The following is a 21190-nucleotide window of genomic DNA, read 5'->3' on the forward strand; positions in this document are numbered from 1 at the left end:
CGGGGGGCATCGGGGGGGGGGGTGGGGTGCGCGCCGGGCCGCGGGCGGGATGACGGATGAGGGATGACGGGTGACGGGGGCCCGGGACGGTGTTTCGCCCGTTATGACCGGAAAACACAGGAAGACATCGCTCTGGCCGCACCGTTCCGAGGTCAGGACCGGCGGGCCCGCCCGCCGAGGCGGCGTGGCGGGCGGGCCCGCCGGTCCTGACCTCGGAACGGTGCGGCCAGAGCGATGTCTTCCTGTGTTTTCCGGTCATAACGGGCGAATACCCGTACCGGGCGCCCGTCACCCGTCATCCGTCATCCGTCATCCGTCACGCGGCCGTGAGCGCGACCGCCGCCTCCGCCGTGTGCACCAGGAAGGTGAGGGTCTCCTGGAAGTACAGCCGCACGCTGGTGTCGTCGTGCGACAGGTAGCCGATGGACACGTCCTGGCCGATGCGCAGCTCGAAGTCGCCGCCGCGGGTGGAGAGCAGGAACGCCCCGTCGATGGCGGGCGCCCACACGATCTCCCCGTCGAGGAGCCGGGCCAGGTGGGCGTGGATCGGGTAGCCGTAGTGGGAGGTCTCGTTGACGGCGGTGTACGCGTCGGCGCTCAGCGCGAGCGTGTACGGGCCGCCGACGCCGGCGAGGCGGAGCGCCGAGATGGCCTGGCTGACGGCGTTGGGGTAGTCGCGCACGTCCGCGGGGAGGCTCAGCGGCGGGTTCGAGGCGCTCGCGCGGATGCCGGCGATGCCGGCCGCCGCGTACCCCTCGAAGACCGCCCGGTCCTCGGTGAACGCGATGCGCCGGGCGGCGTCCTTCACGGGCTGCCAGTCCGCGTCCTGGGCACCGCGCTCGACGATGTCGACCTCGCTGCGGGCGACCGTGAAGGGCACGCGCAGCTCGACGACCGGCTGCGCGCGGCGCACCCGGGCGAGGACGTCCTCGTGGGGCGCCTCGACCGGGTCGAGGTGGCCGGTGTTCACCCCGGCGAACTCGGGGCCGGCGGCCTCGGGCACGTCGACGATGCGGCGGGCGGCGACATGGCGCTTGAAGGTGCGCCGCGCCTCCTCCTCCAGGTCGTCCCAGGCGGCTTCGGAGATCGGGGCGAGTTCCCGGTGCAGGTTGTTCATGACGTGACGGTCTTCCTCAGGTCGCCGATCCCCAGCGACTTCGCGGCCGGGGCGGCCGCGACGGCGGGCGGATCGGGAAGGTCGTCCAGGAAGTCGGCGGAGGGCACGAAGAACAGCGTGCCGGTCACGGCCCGGGAGAAGTCCAGGATCCGGTCGTGGCTCGCCTGCCCGTCGCCGAGGAACATGTTGCGCAGCATCCGCTCGGTGACCTCGGGCGTCCGCGCGTAGCCGATGAAGTACGTCCCGAACTCGGCGGAGCCCACCCGGCCGAAGGGCATGTTGTCGCGGAGGATCTGCCGCTCGGTGCCGTCCGCTTCGACGATCGTGGTCAGGGCGACGTGGGAGTCGGCGGGCTTGACGTCGTCGTCCATCTCGATGTTGCCCAGCTTGCTGCGGCCGATCACCCGCTCCTGCGCCTCCACGGGCAGGGCGTTCCAGGCGTCGAGGTCGTGGACGTACTTCTGCACGATCACGTAGCTGCCGCAACGGAAGTCCGGGTCCTCGTCGCCGGTCAGGACCGCCTCGGTCGCCTCGGGGCCCACCGGGTTCTCCGTGCCGTCGACGAACCCCAGCAGGTCGCGGACGTCGAGGTACTTGAAGCCGTGCACCTCGTCACGGACCGTGACATGGCCGCGCAGCCGGTCCATGACCAGCGAGGCCAGGGCGAAGCACAGGTCCAGCCGGGTGGCCCGGATGTGGAAGAGCAGGTCGCCCGGGGTGGCGGGCGCCTGGTGGCGGGGCCCGGTCAGCTCGGCGAAGGGGTGCAGTCCGGCGGGGCGCGGCCCGCCGAAGAGGCGGCCCCACACGTTCGACCCCACCCCGGCGACACAGCTCAGCCGCCCGTCCGGGGTGCCGAAGCCGACCGAGCGCTGCAGCCCGGACAGGTCCTCCAGCAGATCGCGGACGGTGGTCTCCCCGCCGGGGTCGACCGTCACGACCAGGAAGATCGCGGACGTGGTGAGAGGGCTGAGCACCGGCTGCGGCAGCGGTTCCGCCATCACCACGCTCCTTCGGTTCGGGGGCGCGCCCGGGTCGGGGCGGGACACGCACAAGTCTGCTCCGGGGCCCGGCCCGGTGCATCCTGACCAGGAGCGGCGGCGAACCCCTGTGGAAGGCGGCTGGACATGAGCGGTGGCCCGGAAGGGGACCGGCAGCGCCTGCTGACCGTGCTGCTGCTCGTCCTCACCGTGCTCAGCGGGCTGGTCGACGCCGTGAGCATCCTCAGCCTGGGCCATGTCTTCGTGGCGAACATGACGGGCAACCTGGTCTTCGTCAGCCTCGGCCTGGCCGGGGCGCCCCAGTTCTCCGTCGTCACCTCGCTGGTGGCCCTCGGCGGCTTCGCCGTGGGCATCCTCTTCTGCCGGGCGGCTCTGGCCCGGCTGACCCGCCCGATCGCGCTGGTGGGCGTGGCCGCGGTGTGCGAGACCGCGCTGCTGGCCTCGGCCACGGCCCTGCATGCGCTGGACGGGCCGCGGCGCGTGCTGGTGGTGGTCTGCGCGGTGGCGATGGGCATCCAGAACGCGATGGCCGGACGCGTCGGCGTTGCGGGCCTGACCACGACCGTGATGACCCGCACCCTGGTCGGGCTGCTCAGCGGCACCGGTGCCACCGCGCACGACCGGCGGATGGCCCTACGCCAGGCACTGAGCGTCGCCGCCCTGGTGGCCGGCGCCCTGGCCGGGGGCCTCCTGGTGCTCCTGGTGACACCGCCCGCCGCCCTGGGCGCGGCCACCGGGTGCGCGCTGGCGGTGGCCGTGGCGGCGACCGTCGCCGCCCGCCGGTGACCCGTCCTGTACCGCCGTCAGAAACGGACCGGGAGGGCCACCAGGCCGCGGGTGCGCATCGACGGGCGCCACCGCAGCTGCGCGGGGTCCGCGTCCAGGGCGAGCCCCGGGAAGCGGGCCAGCAGCTCGGTGAGCGCGATCCCGGTCTCCAGCCGGGCCAGCGGAGCGCCGAGGCAGTAGTGGATGCCGTGCCCGAGGCCGAGGTGCGCGGTGTCGGCGCGGCCGAGGTCGAGCCGGTCGGGCTCGGGGAAGCGGGCGGGGTCGCGGTTGGCCGCGGCCAGCGACAGCAGCACCGTCTCGCCGGCGGGGACCGTCACGCCGCCGATGGTGACGTCCTCCAGCGGGAAGCGCCGGATGGCCAGCGGCGCCGGCCCGTCCCAGCGGGTCAGCTCCTCGACCGCCGCCGCGGCCCCGCCCGGCTCGGCCCGCAGGGCGGCCAGTTGCCCGGGGTGCGTCAGCAGCGCCAGGACGGCGTTGCCGATGAGCTGCACGGTGTTTTCGTACCCGGCGAACAGGACGAGGAAGGTCAGCGACATCAGCTCGTCCTCGCTGAGCCGGTCGCCGTCGTCACGGGCGGCGATCATCGCGGAGAGCAGGTCGTCCTCGGGGTGGGCGCGCTTGCGCGCGATGAGCTGCCCGAAGTACGCGAGCATGGCGGCGACCGCCTCCTTCGCCGCGGAGGGCCGCGACGGGTCCGGGGCGACCAGGGCGTCCGTCCAGCCCCGGAAGTCGCGGCGGTCGCCGGGGGCGACGCCGAGCAGGTCGCAGATGACGCGGATCGGCAGTGGCGCGGCATAGGCGCCGATCAGGTCGGCGCGGCCGTCGGGGGCCACGGCGTCCAGCAGTTCGGCGGCCGTACGGCGGACCGGCTCGCGCAGGTCCGCGACACGGCGCGGGGTGAAGGCCTGCGACACCAGGCGCCGGATGCGGGTGTGGTCCGGCGGGTCCATGTTCAGCAGGTTGGCGTCGAGGGCGGGCGGCAGCGCGAACCCCGAGTAGTTGCCGGGCAGGGCGTTGCGCTTGTCCAGGGACAGCAGCGGGTCGCCGAGCGCCTGACGCACGTCCTCGTACCGGGTGACCACCCAGGCGGGACGCCCGTCGGTACCGGTGACGCGGTGGACGGGACCGGCCTCGCGGAGCCTGCCGTACGCCCCGTAGGGGTCGGCGATCAGCTCGGCGGGGTCAACGGGAGCCTGCCCGGGCGGTGTTGCGTCCGGAGCGGCGTTCGGCGGGGTCGAGGAGGCCATGCCCCCACCCTAAGAGCCGCAGCGTGGCGCTCCGGCCCCTCGCCCGCAGTGGCCGCCTCGGCAGGCCCTAACCGAGCGCCGCCGAGAGGAGGGCGACTGCCACGAGGTAGGCGATCGCGGCCGCGAGGACGACGCCCGCCATGGCGAGCGCCTTCACCGCGGGGGCCAGCCCGGTGCGGGCGTGGGCGGGCGTCCGGCCCCGTTCGAGGTGGCCAACCCGGCGCCCTGTTGCGCGGACCGCTGACGGAGCACCGACGACGCGGTCCACCGGCGGCGTCAGCCGAACACCTCCGGGTGCTCCTCGACCAACTCGCGTATGCCGGAGGCCGGTCTGCCCAGGATCTCCCTGACGTCGTCGGTCGCGCGGTCGTACCGGTTCGCCGCGTGGAGGCGGGCCATGGTGGCGATGTGCTGCCGTACGTGCTCGGGGAGCCCCAGGGCGTCCAGTTCCCCGGCCCACTCGTCGTATGGCACGTCGACGTAATCGACCTTCCGCCCCAGCACCTCGGTGAACTCGTCGGCGATCGCCGTCATGTCCCGGGACCCGGCCCCGGTCAGCTCGTGGACCCGGCCGACGTGCGACGCCGGGTCGGCCAGCACCGCCGTGACCACCTCGGCGACGTCACGGGCCGCGACGGGCGAGGTCCGCGCGTCGCCGAAGGGCAGGCGGATCGTGCCGTCCCGGGCGACCGAGCGGAAACCGAGGCCGAGGAAGAGCGGGTTCTCCATGAAGACCGTCGGCCGGATGTGGCAGACCGGCACCCCCGACCAGTCCATGACCTGCTCCGCAAGCCACTGCTGCCACTGCTGCTTCGACTCGGACGTGCTGGTGAGGTTCATCTGGGACACCGTCATCTGCGACATGTTGACCAGCACGTCGAGCCCGCCGTGCGCGCGGGCCACGGCCGCCGTCGTCGCGGCGGCCTGCAGGTACTGCACCGACACGCCCATCCCGAAGTACATCCGGCCGCAGCCCTCGGCGGCCCGCGCGACGTCCGCGGTCCTGGTCAGGTCGCCGGCGAACACCTCTGCCCCGGTGTCCCGCAGTTGCACCGCCCGCTCGTCCTCGCGGTGGACGAAGGCGCGGACGGGGAAGCCGCGTTCCCTCAGCAATTCGACGGTCCTGTGCCCGACCGCCCCCACGCTCCCGGCGGCGCCGGTCACGAGGATCATCGGGCTGTCCGGCATCGTCCGGCCCTTCCGTCAGGACGGCGACATCACGCAGGACTCCGGTGCGCCGCCCGCCTCCAGGCAGGAGACGACCGGCTCCAGCGCCGCCGCCAACTGGTCCTGCGTCATGCCGGGATGCGCCTCCAGCCACTGCGTGGCGAGGGCGGCGAAGGCCTGCACATGGGGGTCGGCGGCGATGTCCGGATGGGCCTGCAGGAAGGACTGCAGCGCCTCCTGGACGTCCGCCGCGGACCATCCCGAGTCGCCCGGCGCGCAGTGCGAGACGGAACCGTCCTGCCCGCTCCCGGCGTGGCAGCCGTCGTCGGCGACCGCCGTACCGGTGCCGCCGAGGACCAGGGCCCCCGTCGCGAGCGCGGCGATCGTTCCTGCGGCGAGCTTCTTCGCGAGAGCCATGGACTCCACCTCGGATCAGCTGGTCGGATCAGGTGGCCGGATCGGTCGGTGCGGTCGGTGCCGGTTCGGTGCCGGCGCTCCCGAGGCACCGGGCACACGACGGTGCCTGCGAGGGAGCGCGGATCACCGGCCCCCTGGGGAGGGGCGGGATGGCCGGGGCCCGTGGCACCCGGATCGCGGTGCCGGGCCGTCATCGACAGGTCCAGCACATCACAGTCACCCGGATGGCGCATCCGGAGGGAACCGGGGCCCCGGCCGTCCCCGTTCAGCCCGTGATGCCGTCCAGTTGCTCCGGTGCGGGCCGGAGCGCCCACAGGTCGCCGCCCGGGGGCGCCTCCAGGTCCGCGAGCGCGGCGCGCGCCCGCCGGTCGCCGTGGTCGGCGGCGGCGTGGACGAGGTCGGAGGCGGCGTAGGCGTGGAAGTCCAGCTCGGGGTGGGGCCACGGCCCGGCACCGGTGGCGGCCGGCAGCAGGAAGTCGACGGCCCGCCGCAGTGACGCGCCGCCCGGGCCCGTGTGGCGCCACAGGTCGACGCCCACGTGGTCGCCGACGGCGGCGAGCCGGGTGAAAGCCACCAGGTTGAAGGTGGAGTAGTGCCAGCTGCGGGTGCGCGCCAGCTCCTGCGGCTGGCTGCCGTCGGCGGTGATCTGAGGGTCGATCAGCCCGGCCCGGGCGGCGGTGACGGTCCGCCGGGCGAGCGCGGTGCGGCCGGTGGCGGCGGCGAGCGCGGCGACCTGCATGTGGTGGAAGGTGCCGTGGTTGTTGGCGGCGGCGCCCTCCTGCCTGCCGAAGTCGCTGTCCACCAGCCAGTCGAGGAAGCTGTTCTCCCAGGTCCGCATGCCGTCACGGTCCCGCGCCGACCAGCCGGGTGCGCCCAGATCGAGGACGGCGGTGGCGTCCAGGAGGCTGGTGAAGCCCTGGGAGAAGTCGATGATGCCGATGGCACGCCCGTCGTAACGGCAGGGGATGGCCTGCGCGTTGCCCAGGTTCGGGTTCATCCGTGTCGCCGGGTCGACGAACCACGTGCGCAGGATGCGGGCGGCGTGCTCGGCGTAGGCGTGCCTTCCGGTGTAGTACCAGGCGAGGGAGAGCTCGTAGGCCGACTCGAAGACCTTGCCCCGCTCGTCGTGGTCGGTGAGCCCGTCGACCTCGGGGTTGCGCTCCCCGTCGCGTTGCACGTACGGGCAGCCCTGGGGGTTGTCCGGGGTCCTGGGCGCGCCGGGCCACCAGTAGGGGGCCTGGCTGAAGTAGTCGTTCAGGTCACCGCTGGGCGGGACGCGGTCCTTGTCCACGACCGTCCAGGGGCCCTGCCCCAGCCAGGCGTCGGCCTGGACGGCGAGGTCCCGCAGGGCGCGGCGGGCCCGCGGATCGCCGGCGCGCAGCCGGGCCTTCGCCCGTACCAGGTCCTTCCCGTCGAGGACGACCGTCCGCGGTGCCGTGGTGGGCCCGCCGGCCGTGCCGTGGCGCCCGTCCGGCCGGGCCGCGGCCGGGGCGGCGGAGGCCAGCGGGACGAGGAGGGCCGCGAGGACGGCGACGACGCCTGCGCGGCGGCGCCGGGAGTGGCCCCAAGGGGTGCGCATGTCTCTTCTCCCTCTGTCTCTCTATATGAACGGAACACATCTCCGTGAACGCGCCACCGGAACCTAGGCCGGTGTCGACAGGGCGTCAAGAGCGCCCCTCCAGCCACCCTCGACGACGTTCGTTCACGTACAAGAACCCGCGCCACGTAGGTGTACAGCACTGTCATAGGCATGCCAGGCTGACCCTGGCCTCCTCGCGACCCCCCACTCCGAATGGCAGGCACCCATGGGCATCTCCCGGCGCCATCTGCTGACCACCGCCGCCGGCGCCGCCGCGGCGACCACCGCGCTCGCTCCCCCGGCACAGGCCGCACCCCCCGCGCACACCGCGTACGCCGACGACCCGGCCGCGACCACCCGCACGTTGCGGGAGGCGGCGGACTACGCGGTGGCGAAGCTGCGCGCGGTGGCACCCGGGGTGACCTCGTTCCCCGTCATCACGAAGTTCGAAAAGTGGACCTACTCCGCCGACGGCGACTGGGTCGGCGGGTTCTGGCCCGGCACGCTGTGGATGGCGTGGCTGCACAGCGGCGACCCGCAGTTCCGCTCCCTGGCCCTCGCCGCCGCGGAACGGCTGGCGCCCCGGCGCACCGACACCGGCACGCACGACCTCGGTTTCCTCTTCTCCCCGTCCTGGGTGACCGCCTGGCGCCTGACCGGCGACCCCAAGTGGCGCGACGGCGCCCTGCAGGCGGCGTCCTCCCTGATCAGGCGGTACAACTCGGCAGGCCGCTTCATCCGGGCCTGGGGCGCTCTCGGCAGCGCCGACAACGCGGGCCGGGTGATCATGGACACGATGATGAACCTCGACCTCCTGGCCTTCGCCGGCCGGCAGACCGGGGACCCGGCCTACCTCGACATCGCCGTCGCGCACGCGCGGACCACCCAGCGCCACTTCCTGCGGCCCGACGGCTCCACGCCGCACGTCTTCGACTTCGACCCGGCCACCGGCGCCCCCGTCGGGCCCAACACCGTGCAGGGCTACAGCCCCGCCTCCTGCTGGTCCCGCGGCCAGGCCTGGGGCGTCTACGGCTTCACCACGATGTTCCGCCGCACCGGCCACCCGGAGTTCCTCGCCACGGCCCGCAGGCTCGCGGACTTCGCGCTCGGCGCGCTGACGCCCGATCACGTCCCCGTCTGGGACTACCTCGCCCCGCAGCAGCCGAACGACGTCAAGGACGCCTCGGCCGGCGCGGTCATGGCCTGCGGCCTGCTCGACCTCGCCGCAGCCACCGGCACGGCCCGCTACCGCGAGAGCGCCCTGCAGCTGCTCCTCGCCCTGTCCCGCACCTGCCTGACCACCCGCTCCACCCGCGCCCAGGCCGTCGTCGCCCGCTGCACCCGCAACCGCCCCGCCGAGGACGGCGTCGAGGTCTCCGTCCCCTACGCCGACTACTACCTCCTGGAGGGCATCCTCCGCGTCCTGCGCCCCGCGGACGCCGACCGGGCGATCGACCTGTCCACGGTGTGACGTGCCGTCCGACGGCGCCGGATTCCCCGCGCGGCCCCTCCCCGGCGAACGCGACCGCGCACCAGGGCAGTTGGGCAGCCGTGCGGGCCCGGCGCCCCGGTCACCGTTCCGTCCACGGCGCTTCCGCGGACGCGTAGGATGCGCAGGCCACTCACACGGGGAGGGCCGGAATGGCCGCCAACGAGAGCTCAGACCTCGCGCCGCACGCGCGCAGCCGATCAGGGCTGCGTGCAGCACTGGCCGTCTGCGCCGCCGCAACGACAGCCCTCACCCTCGCCGGGTGCACCAGCGGTGACGGCGTCACCGGGCAGAGAGCCACAGCCCTGGCCGAAGCACAGTCCGTCTGCCGATCATGGGGCTTCGGCCAGGACGCCCACCTGCCGGGCCCCGACCCCACCGTGCCGGTGCACGTGGACACCGCAGCGGCAGAGGCGAGCGCCACCGCCAACAAGGCTTCGCACGCCGAAAACCTCGACACGGCATGGACCCCGCTCGCGGCGGCCTCCCACACGATGGCGGTGATCGTGCAGGGCGAGGTCACGTTCGAGTACTTGCCACCTGACCTCCAAAGCGACTTCCGCGACGCGTACTTCACGGCAGCCGAGGAGTGCCGCAAAGCGTACGCGGCTGGGTGACGACGGGACCCGCATCCCGCACCCGCCCGTCCCCGCCGACGGTGCGCCTCAGCGAATGGGCGTACCGGGGGCGCGTCCCGCACAGCCGTACGGCCGGGCGCGCGGCCTTCCGCCCACCCCGCATCCGGGCCGTCGCCGAGCCCTTCGACGGACCGGCCAACGATCAGTGAAGCCCCTCCGGGTGACCCGGAGGGGCTTCGTTCGTTATCCCGCTGCAGGTCCTGAACCTGCGGGCCCACGGCCCTTGGTGGGGCGGGTGGGACTCGAACCCACGACCGACGGATTATGAGTCCGCTGCTCTAACCGGCTGAGCTACCGCCCCGTACGGCGTGCCGTCACCATCCCGTGCACGCCGTCTGCCGCAGCATAGCTGCTCATACGATCTGTCGCCCTCGCGGGTCACAGACGCACCACCTGGTGGACTGCGATCACCGGATGATCGGTTCCCGGGGACACGAAAAAGGACCCCCACGGGGGTCCTTGACCGCTGCTCCCCCGACTGGACTCGAACCAGTAACCTGCCGGTTAACAGCCGGCTGCTCTGCCAATTGAGCTACAGGGGATAGAGGAGCGCGAGCTCCCCCGACTGGACTCGAACCAGTAACCTGCCGGTTAACAGCCGGCTGCTCTGCCAATTGAGCTACAGGGGATCGCTCCGCTTGCACCGAATGCACCCGTTTCCGGCATCCCGGACGGCGTGCGCTCGCTGCGACACATACATTAGCGCAAGGTGGGGGGTGCTCCGCCAACCGGTATCTCCGTGGTTGTCCGCAGGCCACGACGGGTAGGCGCGAAGCACAGCCCCGAGACGAGGAGAGGGTGGAGCCATGCGCTACCGGCTGACGTTCATCAGCGGGGTCGCCGTCGGGTACGTGCTCGGGGCGCGGGCCGGCCGCGACCGGTACGAGCAGCTGCGCAAGAGCGCCCAGCGCATCGCGCAGAACCCGGCGGTGCGGAACACCGTGGAGTCCGCGGGCCAGGCGGGCCGCGGGGCGGCCGTGAAGGCCGTGGACGCGGTGACCGCCAAGGTCGGGGACCGGCTGCCGCCGGCGGTCGCGGAGCGGCTGCGCCGCGTGCGCGGCAACGGCTCGGCGGTCGAGGACGACTGGGGCACCAGCAACACCTGACGACGCCGGTCCGGCGCGGGCGGATGCGGGTGAAGGTGCCCGGTTTTCCGCCGTACGCGCCGGGTGCGGCATGATGCCCGCATGGGGATTGTGGCGGGGATCGACAGCTCGGGCAGTGGCACGACGGTCGTCGTGTGCGACACCGAAAACGGAGCCGTGCTCCGGCAGACGCACGCCCCGCACCCCCTGCCGGGCGGCGAGGGCGCCGGGACGCCGACCGAGATCGACCCCGAGGCCTGGCTGCTGTCGCTGGGCGAGGCCGCCAAGGGCGGGATGCTCGAGGGCGTGGAGGCCATCGGGGTCTCCGGACAGCAGCACGGGATGCTGGCGCTGGACGCCGGTGGGGCGCTCGTGCGGCCCGCACTGCTCTGGAACGACAAGCGGGCGCAGATCCAGGCCGCCGACCTGACCGAGGAGCTGGGCGGTCCCGGCGCCTGGGCCGAGGCGGTCGGGGCGGTGCCGCAGGCCGCGTACCCGGTGGCCAAGCTGCGCTGGCTGGCCCGGCACGAACCCGCCTCGGCGCAGCGCACCGCGCAGGTGCTGCTGCCGCACGATTGGCTGGTGTGGCAGCTCATGGGCCGCCCCCGGCGGCGCACGACGGACCGGGGCGACGCCTCGGGCACGGGCTACTGGTCGGCGGCGACCGGACAGTGGCGCACGGACATCGTGGAGCTGGCGCTCGGCCATCCGGTGCAGCTGCCCGACGTGCTGGCCCCCGCCGAGCCGGCCGGCCGGACCCCGGAGGGGCTGCTGATCTCGGCCGGTACCGGGGACAACATGGCGGCCGCCCTCGGACTGGGCGTCGGCCCGGGGGACGCGGTGGTGTCGCTGGGCGCGGCGGGGACGGTCTTCGCGGTGCACCACCACGCGCTGAGCGACCCGACCGGCCTGATCACCTCCTTCGCCGACGCGACCGGCCGCCATCTGCCGGTCGTCCACACCCGCAACGCCGTACGGGTGCTGCGCGGCACCGCCGAGCTCCTCGGCACCGACCTGGCCGGGCTGTCGGAGCTGGCGATGCGCTCCACCCCGGGTTCGTACGGCCTGGTGCTGCTGCCGTACCTGGAGGGCGAGCGCACACCTGACCTGCCGCACACCGCGGGGACGCTGCACGGGCTGCGGCGCGAGAGCATGAAGCCGGAGCACCTGGCGCGGGCGGCGTTCGAGGGGATGTTGTGCGGGCTGGCGGACGCGCTGGACGTGCTGCGGGCGCGCGGGGTGGAGGTGCGCCGGATCTTCCTGCTGGGCCCGGCGGGTGACCTCCCCGCCGTACGGTCGATGGCCCCGGCACTGCTGGGCGCGCAGGTCGTCGTGCCGCCGCCGGGCGAGTACGCGGCGCTGGGCGCGGCCCGGCAGGCGGCCTGGTCACTGGGGGTGGTGAACGGCACGGCCTCGCCGGAGCAGCCTCCGTACTGGCACCCCGCGGACTACGCCGTGGCCGAACCGGGCCCGGACGACGGGCCGATCGGGCACTCGGTGCGGCAGCAGTACGTCGCGGTGCGTGAGCAGACGCATCCGGGGGCGTTCCCGGGTTGATCCCGGTGTCGGCCATGAGCCGGTAAATCGTGTGCCTACGGCAACCATCGGACTATAGGGTCATCCGTCGTGCTGATCCGTCTTCTGCGGTCCCATCTCCTGCCCTACAGGCGTGCCGTCTCCGTGCTCGTCGTACTGCAGCTCGTGGCGACCCTCGCCATGCTCTACCTGCCCACTCTCAACGCCGACATCATCGACGACGGCGTCGTCAAGGGGGACACGGGCTACATCCTCCGGGTCGGCGCCATCATGCTCGCCGTGACCCTCGTCCAGCTCGCCTGCTCGGTGGGCGCCGTCTACCACGGCGCCCGCACCTCGATGGCGGTCGGCCGGGACATCCGCGCCTCCGTCTTCGACCGGGTGCAGCGCTTCTCCTCCCGCGAGGTCGGGCAGTTCGGCGCCCCCTCGCTGATCACCCGGACCACCAATGACGTCCAGCAGGTGCAGATGCTGGTGCTGATGACCTTCACGCTGATGGTCTCGGCACCGATCATGTGCTTCGGCGGCATCATCATGGCGCTCGGCCAGGACGTGCCGCTGTCCTCGCTGCTGCTGGCGGTGGTGCCGGTGCTGGGCGTGCTGGTGCTGCTGCTGGTGCGGAAGCTGCGTCCGCTCTTCCGCTCCATGCAGGAACGGCTCGACACGGTGAACCGGGTGCTGCGGGAGCAGATCACCGGCATCCGGGTCATCCGCGCGTTCGTCAAGGACGACTTCGAGCAGGCCCGCTTCCGCAAGGCCAACGACGACCTGACGGACGTCGCGCTGCGCGCCGGGCGGATGATGACGCTGATGTTCCCGGTCGCGATGGCCGTCGTGAACGTCACCAGCGTGGCCGTGCTGTGGTTCGGCGCCCACCGGATCGACAGCGGCGGCATGCAGATCGGCGCGCTCACCGCCTTCATCAGCTACCTGATGCAGATCCTCATGTCGATCATGATGGCCACCTTCATGGTGATGATGGTGCCGCGTGCCGAGGTCTGCGCCGAGCGCATCGAGGAGGTGCTGGGCACCGACCCGAGCGTCACCCCGCCCGCCGATCCGGTGCGGCTCGCGGTACGGCGCGGCGAGCTGGAGCTGCGCGCCGCGGACTTCGCGTACCCGGGCGCCGAGGCCGAGGTGCTGCGCGGCATCGACCTGGTCGCCCGGCCCGGTGAGACCACGGCGGTGATCGGCTCCACCGGCAGCGGCAAGACGACCCTGCTGGGTCTGGTGCCGCGGCTGTTCGACGCCACCGGCGGCCAGGTGCTGATCGACGGCACCGACGTCCGCGAACTGGACGCGGCGCACCTGGCCGAGACGGTCGCCCTGGTCCCGCAGAAGCCGTACCTGTTCACCGGGACGGTCGCCTCCAACCTGCGCTACGGCAACCCCGAGGCCACCGACGAGGAGCTCTGGCACGCCCTGGAGATCGCGCAGGCCCGGGACTTCGTGGAGCGGCTCGCGCAGGAGGGCGGCGGCTCCGGACTCGACGCCCCGATCGCCCAGGGCGGCACCAACGTCTCCGGCGGCCAGCGCCAGCGCCTCGCCATCGCGCGGGCCCTGGTGCGCAAGCCCACCGTCTACCTCTTCGACGACTCCTTCTCCGCGCTGGACTACGCCACCGACGCCGCGCTGCGCCGGGCGCTGGCCCGGGAGACGGCGGACGCGACCGTCGTGATCGTCGCGCAGCGGGTCAGCACCATCCGCGACGCCGACCGGATCGTGGTCCTCGACGAGGGCCGTGTGGTCGGCACGGGCACCCACCACGAACTGATGGACGGCAATCCCACGTACCGGGAGATCGTGCTCTCCCAGCTCACCGAGCAGGAGGCGGCATGAGCGTCCCCGCGCCCCGGAGGGGGCCCGCACCCACGGCGGGGCCGATGCGGTTCATGGGCGGCCAGCCCACCGAGCGGTCCATGGACTTCAAGGGCTCCGGCAAGCGGCTGCTGGGGCTGATGCGCCCCGAGCGCACCCTGGTCGTCGCCATGCTGGCCTGCACGACGCTGGGCGTCGCCCTCAACGTCATCGGCCCGAGGATCCTGGGCAAGGCCACCGACCTGATCTTCGCCGGGGTCCTCGGCCGTTCGCTGCCCGCGGGCACCGACAAGGCCGGGGCGATCGAGCACCTGCGGCAGGAGGGCAGCAACACCCTCGCCGACCTGCTGCAGTCCGCCGACTTCACCCCGGGCGCCGGGATCGACTTCGACGCCGTGGGCCACGTGCTGCTGACCGCCCTCGCGATCTACGCGGCCGCCGCGGTCTTCGCGGTCGTCCAGGGCCGGCTGGCCACGACGGTCATCCAGCGCACCGTGTTCCGGCTGCGCCAGGACGTCGAGGCGAAGCTGGCCCGGCTGCCCCTGTCGTACTTCGACCGGCAGCCGCGCGGCGAGGTGCTGAGCCGGGCCACCAACGACATCGACAACATCGGCCAGACGCTGCAGCAGACGATGGGGCAGATCATCTTCGCGCTGCTGTCGATCGTGGGCGTGCTGGTGATGATGTTCTCGATCTCCTGGCTGCTGGCGCTGGTGGCGCTGGTGACCGTGCCGCTGTCGGTGTTCGTCGCCACGGCGGTCGGCAAGCGGGCCCAGCCGCAGTTCGTGCAGCAGTGGCGGACCACCGGCAAGCTCAACGCCCACATCGAGGAGATGTACACCGGGCACACCCTGGTGAAGGTCTTCGGCCGCCAGGAGGAGTCCGCGGAGGCCTTCCGCGAGCAGAACGAGGCGCTCTACCAGTCGGGCTTCCGGGCGCAGTTCATCTCGGGCGTCATCCAGCCCGCGATGATGTTCATCGGCAACGTCAACTACATCCTGGTGGCCGTCGTGGGCGGGCTGCGGGTGGCCAGCGGCGCGCTGTCCATCGGCGACGTCCAGGCCTTCATCCAGTACAGCCGGCAGTTCAGCCAGCCGCTGACCCAGGTGGCGAGCATGTCCAACCTGGTGCAGTCCGGGGTCGCCTCCGCCGAGCGGGTCTTCGAGCTGCTCGACGCCCAGGAGCAGAGCCCCGAGCCGAAGACGCTCGGGCTGCGCAAGGAGCAGCACGGCGAGGTCCGCTTCGAGGACGTGGCGTTCCGCTACGAGCCGGAGAAGCCGCTCATCGAGGACCTGTCGCTGACCGTCGAACCGGGCCACACGGTCGCCATCGTCGGCCCGACCGGCGCGGGCAAGACCACGCTGGTCAACCTGCTCATGCGCTTCTACGAGGTCACCGGCGGGCGGATCACCGTCGACGGCACCGACATCGCGTCCCTGCCGCGGGAGGAACTGCGCTCCGGCATCGGCATGGTGCTGCAGGACACGTGGCTGTTCGGCGGCACGATCGCGGAGAACATCGCGTACGGCACCGAGGGCGCGACCCGCGAGCAGGTCGAGGAGGCCGCGCGCGCCGCGCACGCGGACCGCTTCGTCCGCACCCTCCCGGACGGGTACGACACCGTCATCGACGACGAGGGCACGGGCGTCAGCGCCGGCGAGAAGCAGCTGATCACCATCGCGCGGGCGTTCCTGTCCGACCCGGTGATCCTCGTCCTCGACGAGGCCACCAGCTCGGTCGACACCCGTACCGAGGTGCTGATCCAGCGGGCCATGGCGCAGCTCAGCCACGGGCGGACCAGCTTCGTCATCGCGCACCGGCTGTCCACGATCCGCGACGCGGACGTCATCTTGGTGATGGAGAGCGGCGCCATCGTCGAACAGGGCACCCACGAGGAGCTGCTGACCAAGGACGGCGCCTACGCCCGGCTGTACGCGGCGCAGTTCGCGCAGGCGGTGGCGGAGGTCGACTGACCGGCCGCGAGGCCGCGACGCGAGCCCCCGCCGGCCCGGCCGGCGGGGGCTCGTGCGTGCTCAGTCCAGGTAGCCGCGCAACTGGTCGGCGAAGGCGTGGTCGCGCAGCTTGTTGAGGGTCTTGGACTCGATCTGCCGGATGCGCTCGCGGGTGACGCCGAAGATCCGGCCGATCTCCTCCAGGGTGCGCGGGCGCCCGTCGGCCAGGCCGTACCGCAGCTGGACGACCTTGCGCTCGCGCTCGCCGAGGGTGGACAGCACCGCCTCCAGGTGCTCGCGCAGCAGCAGGAAGGCGGCGGACTCCACGGGCGAGGTGGCGTCGCCGTCCTCGATGAGGTCACCGAGGGCGACGTCCTCCTCCTCGCCGACCGGGGCGTGCAGGCTCACCGGCTCCTGCGCCAGGCGCAGCACCTCGCTCACCCGCTCCGGGGGGATCTCCAGGTGGGCGCCGACCTCTTCGGTGGAGGGCTCGTAGCCACGTTCCTGCAGCAGGCGGCGCTGGACGCGCACGACGCGGTTGATCAGCTCCACGACGTGGACCGGGACCCGGATGGTGCGGGCCTGGTCGGCCAGGGCCCGGCTCATGGCCTGGCGGATCCACCAGGTCGCGTAGGTGGAGAACTTGTAGCCGCGGGCGTAGTCGAACTTCTCCACGGCGCGGATCAGCCCGAGGTTGCCCTCCTGGACCAGGTCGAGCATGGTCAGGCCGCGGCCCACGTACCGCTTGGCGACGGAGACGACCAGGCGCAGGTTGGCCTCGATCAGACGGCGCTTGGCCATCCGGCCGAGCACGACCAGCCGGTCGAGGTCGACGGCGAGCCGGGAGTCGGGGTCCGGAGTGCCGTTCAGCTTCTCCTCGGCGAAGAGGCCGGCCTCGACCCGGCGGGCGAGTTCGACCTCCTCCTCGGCGGTGAGCAGGGGTATCCGGCCGATCTCGCGCAGGTACTGGCGGAACAGGTCCGCGGACGGGCCGGAGACCTCGTCGCCGGACCGCCGTACGGGGCCCGGGTCGGCATCGGACTCGGGGTCGGACCCCGTCTCCGCCGCGGCCTCCGCACGCGCCTGCGCCTGCGCCTCGTCGGGTCCGCCGGCCGGTTCCTCGGGGTGCACGGCCGCGTGGTTCTGCTCCGGCACGCGCTCCAGCAGGTCGTCGGCCGGGGCCGTCAGGGGCGTCAGTGTCTGGATGTGCACGGGAGAGACCTCCACGGTGAGCGCAGCCACGGACTCGGAGACGCGCCGCGACGGAACGGTCGCGGCGTCCTCGCCACGGCCCGTCCGGGAGTTCGCCGTCAGCGGCACTCCGGTGGCGTCACCATCGACACCGCTCGGCAGTCCGCGCTCCGAGGACTCTTGCACCGCCCCCAGTGTGGCCTACGGCACACCATGCCCACGAGGGTCGTGCGCCGCTTTTTTGTGACGGAGGGCAACCCCCTCGTCACGCCCGCGTCCCCGTCCGTTCCCGGGCGGGACGGCCGTCGGCGCCCGGCTCAGAGGGCCGCGACGCCCTGTTCGCGCAGGCGCTGGCCGTACTGCTGGAGCGCCCACAGCTCGCCCTGGACGGCGGCGAGCTGGGCCTCGTCGGCGCGCGGGCCCTGGGCGCTCAGCCGGGTGTGGTCGGCGTTGAGCTGGGCGATGCGGCGGGCGACCGCCTGACGGCGTACGTCGACGAGGATCTTGCCGGCGTAGACGTCCGGCGCCTTGTGCTGGACCGGCTCGACGGCGAGTTCGGTCACCAGCGAGCGCACGGTGTCGTCCGGTGCCACGTCGCGGACCCGGACGAGGAACTCGGCGTCGGCGGCCTCGGCACCGCCCGCCTCGGCGATGGCGCGGCGCACGGCGGCGTACGGCGGTGCGGTGAACTCGTCCTCGCCGTAGGCGTCGAAGGCCGGGGAGACCAGTTCCGGGTGCTGGAGGGCGAGCTTGAGCAGTTCGCGCTCGACCCGGTGGGCGGGGCTGCGCATGTCCAGCCGCGGCCCGCGCGGACCGGCCGGCGCGGCGGGGCCCGGGGCCGCGTCGGGGCGCGCCGCGGCGCCCCGGCCCGGCTGGGCGGCGCCGCCGGACTGGCGGCGTTCGCGCTGCCAGCGGGCGAGCTGGGAGACGCGGCGCACCACGAACTGCGAGTCGAGGATGCCGAGCATGCCGGCCAGCTGCACCGCGTACTCGTGCTGGATGGACGCGTTCTTGATGCCCGCGACGATGGGCGCGCCCGCTTCCAGCGCGGAGGCCCGGCCCTCGGCGGTGTCGAGGTTGTAGCGGGCGACGACCGACGTCAGGGCGAAGGCGAACAGCGGGGTACGGGTGTCCACCAGCCGCTGCACGGCGGCGTCGCCCTCGGCGAGGCGCAGGTCGCAGGGGTCCATGCCGCCGGGGGTGATGGCGATGGAGGTCTCGGCGGCGAACTTCTGGTCGTCCTCGAAGGCGCGCAGGGCGGCCTTCTGGCCGGCCTCGTCGCCGTCGAAGGTGAAGACGACCTCGGCGCCCGAGTTGTCCATCAGCAGCCGGCGGAGGATCTTGATGTGATCGCCGCCGAAGGCGGTGCCGCAGGTCGCGATGGCGGTGGTGACGCCCGCGAGGTGGCACGCCATGACGTCGGTGTAGCCCTCGACGACCACGGCCCGGCTGGTGCGGGCGATCTCCTTCTTCGCCAGGTCGATGCCGTACAGGACCTGGGACTTCTTGTAGATCGGCGTCTCGGGGGTGTTGAGGTACTTCGGGCCCTGGTCGTCCTCGCGCAGCTTGCGCGCGCCGAAGCCGATCACCTCGCCGGTGATGTCGCGGATCGGCCAGATCAACCGGCCGCGGAAGCGGTCGATGGCACCGCCGCGGCGGCTCTCGCTGGCGAGTCCGGAGACGATCAGCTCGCGGTCGGTGAAGCCCTTGCCGCGCAGGAAGCGGACGAGGTGGTCCCAGCCCGCCGGGGCGTAGCCGACGCCGAAGTGCTCGGCGGCGGCCTGGTCGAAGCCCCGCTCGGTGAGGAACTTCCGGCCGATCTCGGCCTCGGCCCCGCCCAGCTGCTCGACGTAGAACTGCGCGGCCGCCTTGTGCGCCTCGACCAGCCGGATCCGCTCGCCCTGCTGCCGGCCCGGGGTGTAGCCGCCCTCCTCGTACCGCAGCGTGATGCCCGCCACGGCGGCGAGCCGCTCGACCGCCTCCGAGAAGGACAGGTGGTCGACCTTCATCACGAAGTCGAGGGTGTCGCCGCCCTCCTGGCAGCCGAAGCAGTGGTAGAGCCCCTTGCTCGGGCTCACGTGGAAGGAGGGCGACTTCTCGTCGTGGAAGGGGCACAGGCCCTTCAGGTTGCCGCCGCCCGCGTTCCTGAGCTGCAGGTACTCGGACACGACGGCGTCGATCGGGACCGCGTCCCGTACCGCCTTGACGTCCTCGTCCCTGATCCGCCCAGCCACGGAAGGATTCTACGGCGCGGCCCGAGGAAGGTCAGACCAGCTTGGCGACGAAGAGGAAGTGCGGCCCGGCCGGCTCCAGCACGAACTCCTCCCCCACCGCCATGAAGCCCTGCCCCTCCCAGAAGCCGCGCGCCGAGGTACGGCCGTTGCACCACACCAGCTCGGCCCCGCGCTGCCGGGCCTGCTCCAGCGCGGCGTGCAGCAGCGCAGCGCCGTAGCCGCGGCCGCGGACCTCCGGGGCGCTGGCCATGCCGCGGATGCGGTACGCGATCGCGCCGTCGCCGGGCAGCTGCTCCGGGAAGAGCGTGACGCACGCCACGACCTCGTCGCCGCCGTCGCCGCCGTCGCCGTAGGCCGCCATGTGGAAGGCGAGCGGATGACCGTCCTCCAGGAAGATCGCCGACTTCCGCGGGAGCCCGGGCCGCAGCACCCTCCAGCGCAGTTCGAAGATCTCCTCGACGGGTACGACGGCGGTCCTGGGCTCCATGACAGTCATGCTAGGTGACCGCCCCCGGGCTCACTCCAGGAGGGAGGCCAGGGGCACCGTGGGGTCGGCCAGCGCGTCGGTGTCGACCTGGCGGCCGGAGCGGATGAGCTTCTGGACGGTGTCGGTCACGTCCCACACGTTGACGTTCATCCCGGCCAGCACCCTGCCGTCGCGCAGCCAGAAGGCGATGAACTGCCGCTTGCCCACGTCGCCCCGGGCCAGCACCTGGTCGTAGGTGCCGGGGGCGGCGTGCCCGGAGAACTCCATGCCCAGGTCGTACTGGTCGGTGAAGAAGTACGGGACCCGGTCGTACACCACGTCCCCGCCGAGCATCGCACGGGCCGCCACGGGGCCGCTGTTGAGGGCGTTCGCCCAGTGCTCGACCCGCAACCGGCCGCCCAGCAGGGGGTGTTCGGCGTTGGCGACGTCTCCGGCGGCGAAGACGTCCGGGTCGGAGGTGCGCAGCGAGGCGTCCACGGCGATGCCGCCGCCCGCGGCGCGGTCGGCCAGCGCCAGCCCGGCGGCCTCGGCGAGCGCGGTGCGCGGGGCGGCGCCGATCGCGGCGAGCACGTGGTGGGCGGGGTGCTCCTCGCCGTCGTCGGTGAGCACCGACATCACCATGCCGTCCTGACCGGTGATCTCGGTGAGCCGGGCGCCGAAGTGGAACCGCACCCCGTGCTCGCGGTGCAGGTCGGCGAAGACCTCGCCGAGCTCCGGGCCGAGGACCGAGTGCAGCGGGCACGGCTGCGGCTCGACGACCGTGACCTCGACGCCGTAGCCGCGGGCGGCGGCCGCCACCTCCAGGCCGATCCAGCCCGCTCCGGCGATCACCAGGTGGCCGTTCTCGCGGCCGAGCGAGGTCAGCACGTTCTTCAGTCGCTCGGCGTGCGCGAGACGGCGCAGGTGGTGCACCCCGGCCAGGTCGGTGCCGGGGATGTCCAGCCGGCGCGGCTCGGCGCCGGTGGTCAGCAGCAGCCTGTCGTACGGGATGGAGGTGCCGTCGCCCAGGGTGATCCGCTTGCCGGTCCGGTCCAGGCCGGTGACCGGCTGGCCGAGGTGGAGTTCGACGTCGTGCTCGGCGTACCAGGCGGCGGGATGGACGAAGACCGAGTCGCGCTCCTCGTTGCCCAGCAGGAAGCCCTTGGAGAGCGGGGGTCGTTCGTAGGGGTGGTCGCGTTCGTCCCCGATCAGTATCACGCGGCCGGTGAAACCCTCGGAGCGCAGCGTCTCCGCCGCTTTCGCCCCGGCGAGCCCCGCCCCGACGATGACGAATGTGTGGTCTGCGTCCACCACTGTGCGCCTCCCTGGTGTCCTCGGGTGCCCGGCGGCCCTCCCTCTGGCAATTGCCAGTCATGTGAGCGTCCCGCACGGCAGGGCCGACGTGAAGAGTGCCGCGCCGACCGGTACGTCATGCAGCGCGAGGCGCAGGAGCGGCGGCGCGCCCAGCAG

At 73.0% G+C, this 21190-nt stretch carries 18 protein-coding genes and 3 tRNA genes; 7 read left to right on the forward strand and 14 right to left on the reverse strand.

Going from position 1 to position 21190, the window contains the following annotated elements:
• Window positions 1-316 precede the first annotated feature (316 nt).
• Together PV341_RS30940 and PV341_RS30945 are read right to left on the reverse strand one after the other, a co-directional pair.
• Window positions 317-1117 (reverse strand): family 1 encapsulin nanocompartment shell protein, encoded by an 801-nt coding sequence (locus tag PV341_RS30940; RefSeq protein ID WP_500322018.1) that lies wholly within the window; start codon window positions 1115-1117, stop codon window positions 317-319.
• A complete protein-coding gene (locus PV341_RS30945) occupies window positions 1114-2115 on the reverse strand; it encodes a Dyp-type peroxidase (RefSeq protein WP_500322016.1) in 1002 nt (333 codons plus the stop codon). The genes PV341_RS30940 and PV341_RS30945 overlap by 4 nt, the downstream gene beginning before the upstream one ends.
• Before the next feature lie 126 nt (window positions 2116-2241).
• Here PV341_RS30945 and PV341_RS30950 point away from each other — a divergent pair, with 126 nt between their 5' ends.
• Window positions 2242-2901: a YoaK family protein gene (locus tag PV341_RS30950; RefSeq protein WP_500359562.1), complete on the forward strand. Its 660-nt coding sequence runs from the start codon at window positions 2242-2244 to the stop codon at window positions 2899-2901.
• 17 nt (window positions 2902-2918) lie between these two features.
• On the opposite strand, the gene PV341_RS30955 is transcribed toward PV341_RS30950, so the two are convergent.
• From PV341_RS30955 to PV341_RS30975, 5 genes are all read right to left on the reverse strand, one after another.
• Complete coding sequence (locus PV341_RS30955; protein ID WP_500322013.1) at window positions 2919-4148, reverse strand: cytochrome P450 family protein; 1230 nt, start codon at window positions 4146-4148, stop codon at window positions 2919-2921.
• Between the two features lie 67 nt (window positions 4149-4215).
• Window positions 4216-4416, reverse strand: coding sequence for a hypothetical protein (locus PV341_RS30960; protein ID WP_500322011.1), 201 nt, complete (start codon window positions 4414-4416; stop codon window positions 4216-4218).
• Window positions 4417-4424: 8 nt separating this feature from the next.
• Window positions 4425-5336: an NmrA family NAD(P)-binding protein gene (locus PV341_RS30965; protein WP_500322010.1), complete on the reverse strand. Its 912-nt coding sequence runs from the start codon at window positions 5334-5336 to the stop codon at window positions 4425-4427.
• A gap of 15 nt (window positions 5337-5351) precedes the next feature.
• On the reverse strand, window positions 5352-5732 hold the full coding sequence (locus PV341_RS30970; protein WP_500359563.1) for a hypothetical protein: 381 nt from the start codon (window positions 5730-5732) through the stop codon (window positions 5352-5354).
• A 265-nt stretch (window positions 5733-5997) separates the two neighbouring features.
• On the reverse strand, window positions 5998-7311 hold the full coding sequence (locus PV341_RS30975; RefSeq protein WP_500359565.1) for an alginate lyase family protein: 1314 nt from the start codon (window positions 7309-7311) through the stop codon (window positions 5998-6000).
• Window positions 7312-7537: 226 nt separating this feature from the next.
• On the opposite strand from PV341_RS30975, the gene PV341_RS30980 reads away from it, so the two are divergent.
• Window positions 7538-8782: a glycoside hydrolase family 88 protein gene (locus tag PV341_RS30980; protein ID WP_500322008.1), complete on the forward strand. Its 1245-nt coding sequence runs from the start codon at window positions 7538-7540 to the stop codon at window positions 8780-8782.
• 170 nt (window positions 8783-8952) lie between these two features.
• Window positions 8953-9417: a hypothetical protein gene (locus PV341_RS30985; RefSeq protein ID WP_500359566.1), complete on the forward strand. Its 465-nt coding sequence runs from the start codon at window positions 8953-8955 to the stop codon at window positions 9415-9417.
• A gap of 245 nt (window positions 9418-9662) precedes the next feature.
• Here the strand turns inward: PV341_RS30985 and PV341_RS30990 are convergent.
• The 3 genes from PV341_RS30990 to PV341_RS31000 all read right to left on the reverse strand — a co-directional run bounded on the left by PV341_RS30990 (window position 9663) and on the right by PV341_RS31000 (window position 10067).
• Window positions 9663-9739: transfer RNA gene (locus PV341_RS30990), tRNA-Ile, on the reverse strand.
• Between the two features lie 168 nt (window positions 9740-9907).
• Window positions 9908-9980: transfer RNA gene (locus PV341_RS30995), tRNA-Asn, on the reverse strand.
• 14 nt (window positions 9981-9994) lie between these two features.
• Window positions 9995-10067, reverse strand: a tRNA-Asn gene (locus tag PV341_RS31000).
• 177 nt (window positions 10068-10244) lie between these two features.
• Here PV341_RS31000 and PV341_RS31005 point away from each other — a divergent pair.
• From PV341_RS31005 to PV341_RS31020, 4 genes are all read left to right on the forward strand, one after another.
• Window positions 10245-10544 (forward strand): YtxH domain-containing protein, encoded by a 300-nt coding sequence (locus PV341_RS31005; protein ID WP_361798890.1) that lies wholly within the window; start codon window positions 10245-10247, stop codon window positions 10542-10544.
• A gap of 81 nt (window positions 10545-10625) precedes the next feature.
• Window positions 10626-12080, forward strand: a complete 1455-nt coding sequence (locus PV341_RS31010; protein ID WP_500322005.1) for an FGGY family carbohydrate kinase — start codon at window positions 10626-10628, stop codon at window positions 12078-12080.
• Window positions 12081-12149: 69 nt separating this feature from the next.
• Window positions 12150-13898, forward strand: a complete 1749-nt coding sequence (locus tag PV341_RS31015; protein WP_500322004.1) for an ABC transporter ATP-binding protein — start codon at window positions 12150-12152, stop codon at window positions 13896-13898.
• Entirely contained in the window at window positions 13895-15850 is a 1956-nt protein-coding gene (locus PV341_RS31020) for an ABC transporter ATP-binding protein (RefSeq protein ID WP_500322003.1), read from the forward strand. Before PV341_RS31015 ends, PV341_RS31020 begins: the two co-directional genes overlap by 4 nt.
• Window positions 15851-15910: 60 nt before the next feature.
• On the opposite strand, the gene PV341_RS31025 is transcribed toward PV341_RS31020, so the two are convergent.
• The 4 genes from PV341_RS31025 to PV341_RS31040 form a co-directional block, all read right to left on the reverse strand.
• Window positions 15911-17206 (reverse strand): RNA polymerase sigma factor, encoded by a 1296-nt coding sequence (locus PV341_RS31025; protein WP_499511771.1) that lies wholly within the window; start codon window positions 17204-17206, stop codon window positions 15911-15913.
• Between the two features lie 131 nt (window positions 17207-17337).
• Entirely contained in the window at window positions 17338-19254 is a 1917-nt protein-coding gene (gene dnaG, locus PV341_RS31030; RefSeq protein WP_500359568.1) for a DNA primase, read from the reverse strand.
• Window positions 19255-19285: 31 nt separating this feature from the next.
• Window positions 19286-19741, reverse strand: a complete 456-nt coding sequence (locus tag PV341_RS31035; protein WP_500359569.1) for a GNAT family N-acetyltransferase — start codon at window positions 19739-19741, stop codon at window positions 19286-19288.
• A gap of 30 nt (window positions 19742-19771) precedes the next feature.
• Window positions 19772-21034 carry an NAD(P)/FAD-dependent oxidoreductase gene (locus PV341_RS31040; protein WP_500332382.1) on the reverse strand — a complete coding sequence of 421 codons (1263 nt, stop codon included), beginning with the start codon at window positions 21032-21034 and terminating at the stop codon, window positions 19772-19774.
• Between the last annotated feature and the right edge of the window lie 156 nt (window positions 21035-21190).

The sequence above is a fragment of the Streptomyces sp. PA03-1a genome, assembly GCF_033792805.1.
Taxonomy (GTDB): domain Bacteria; phylum Actinomycetota; class Actinomycetes; order Streptomycetales; family Streptomycetaceae; genus Actinacidiphila.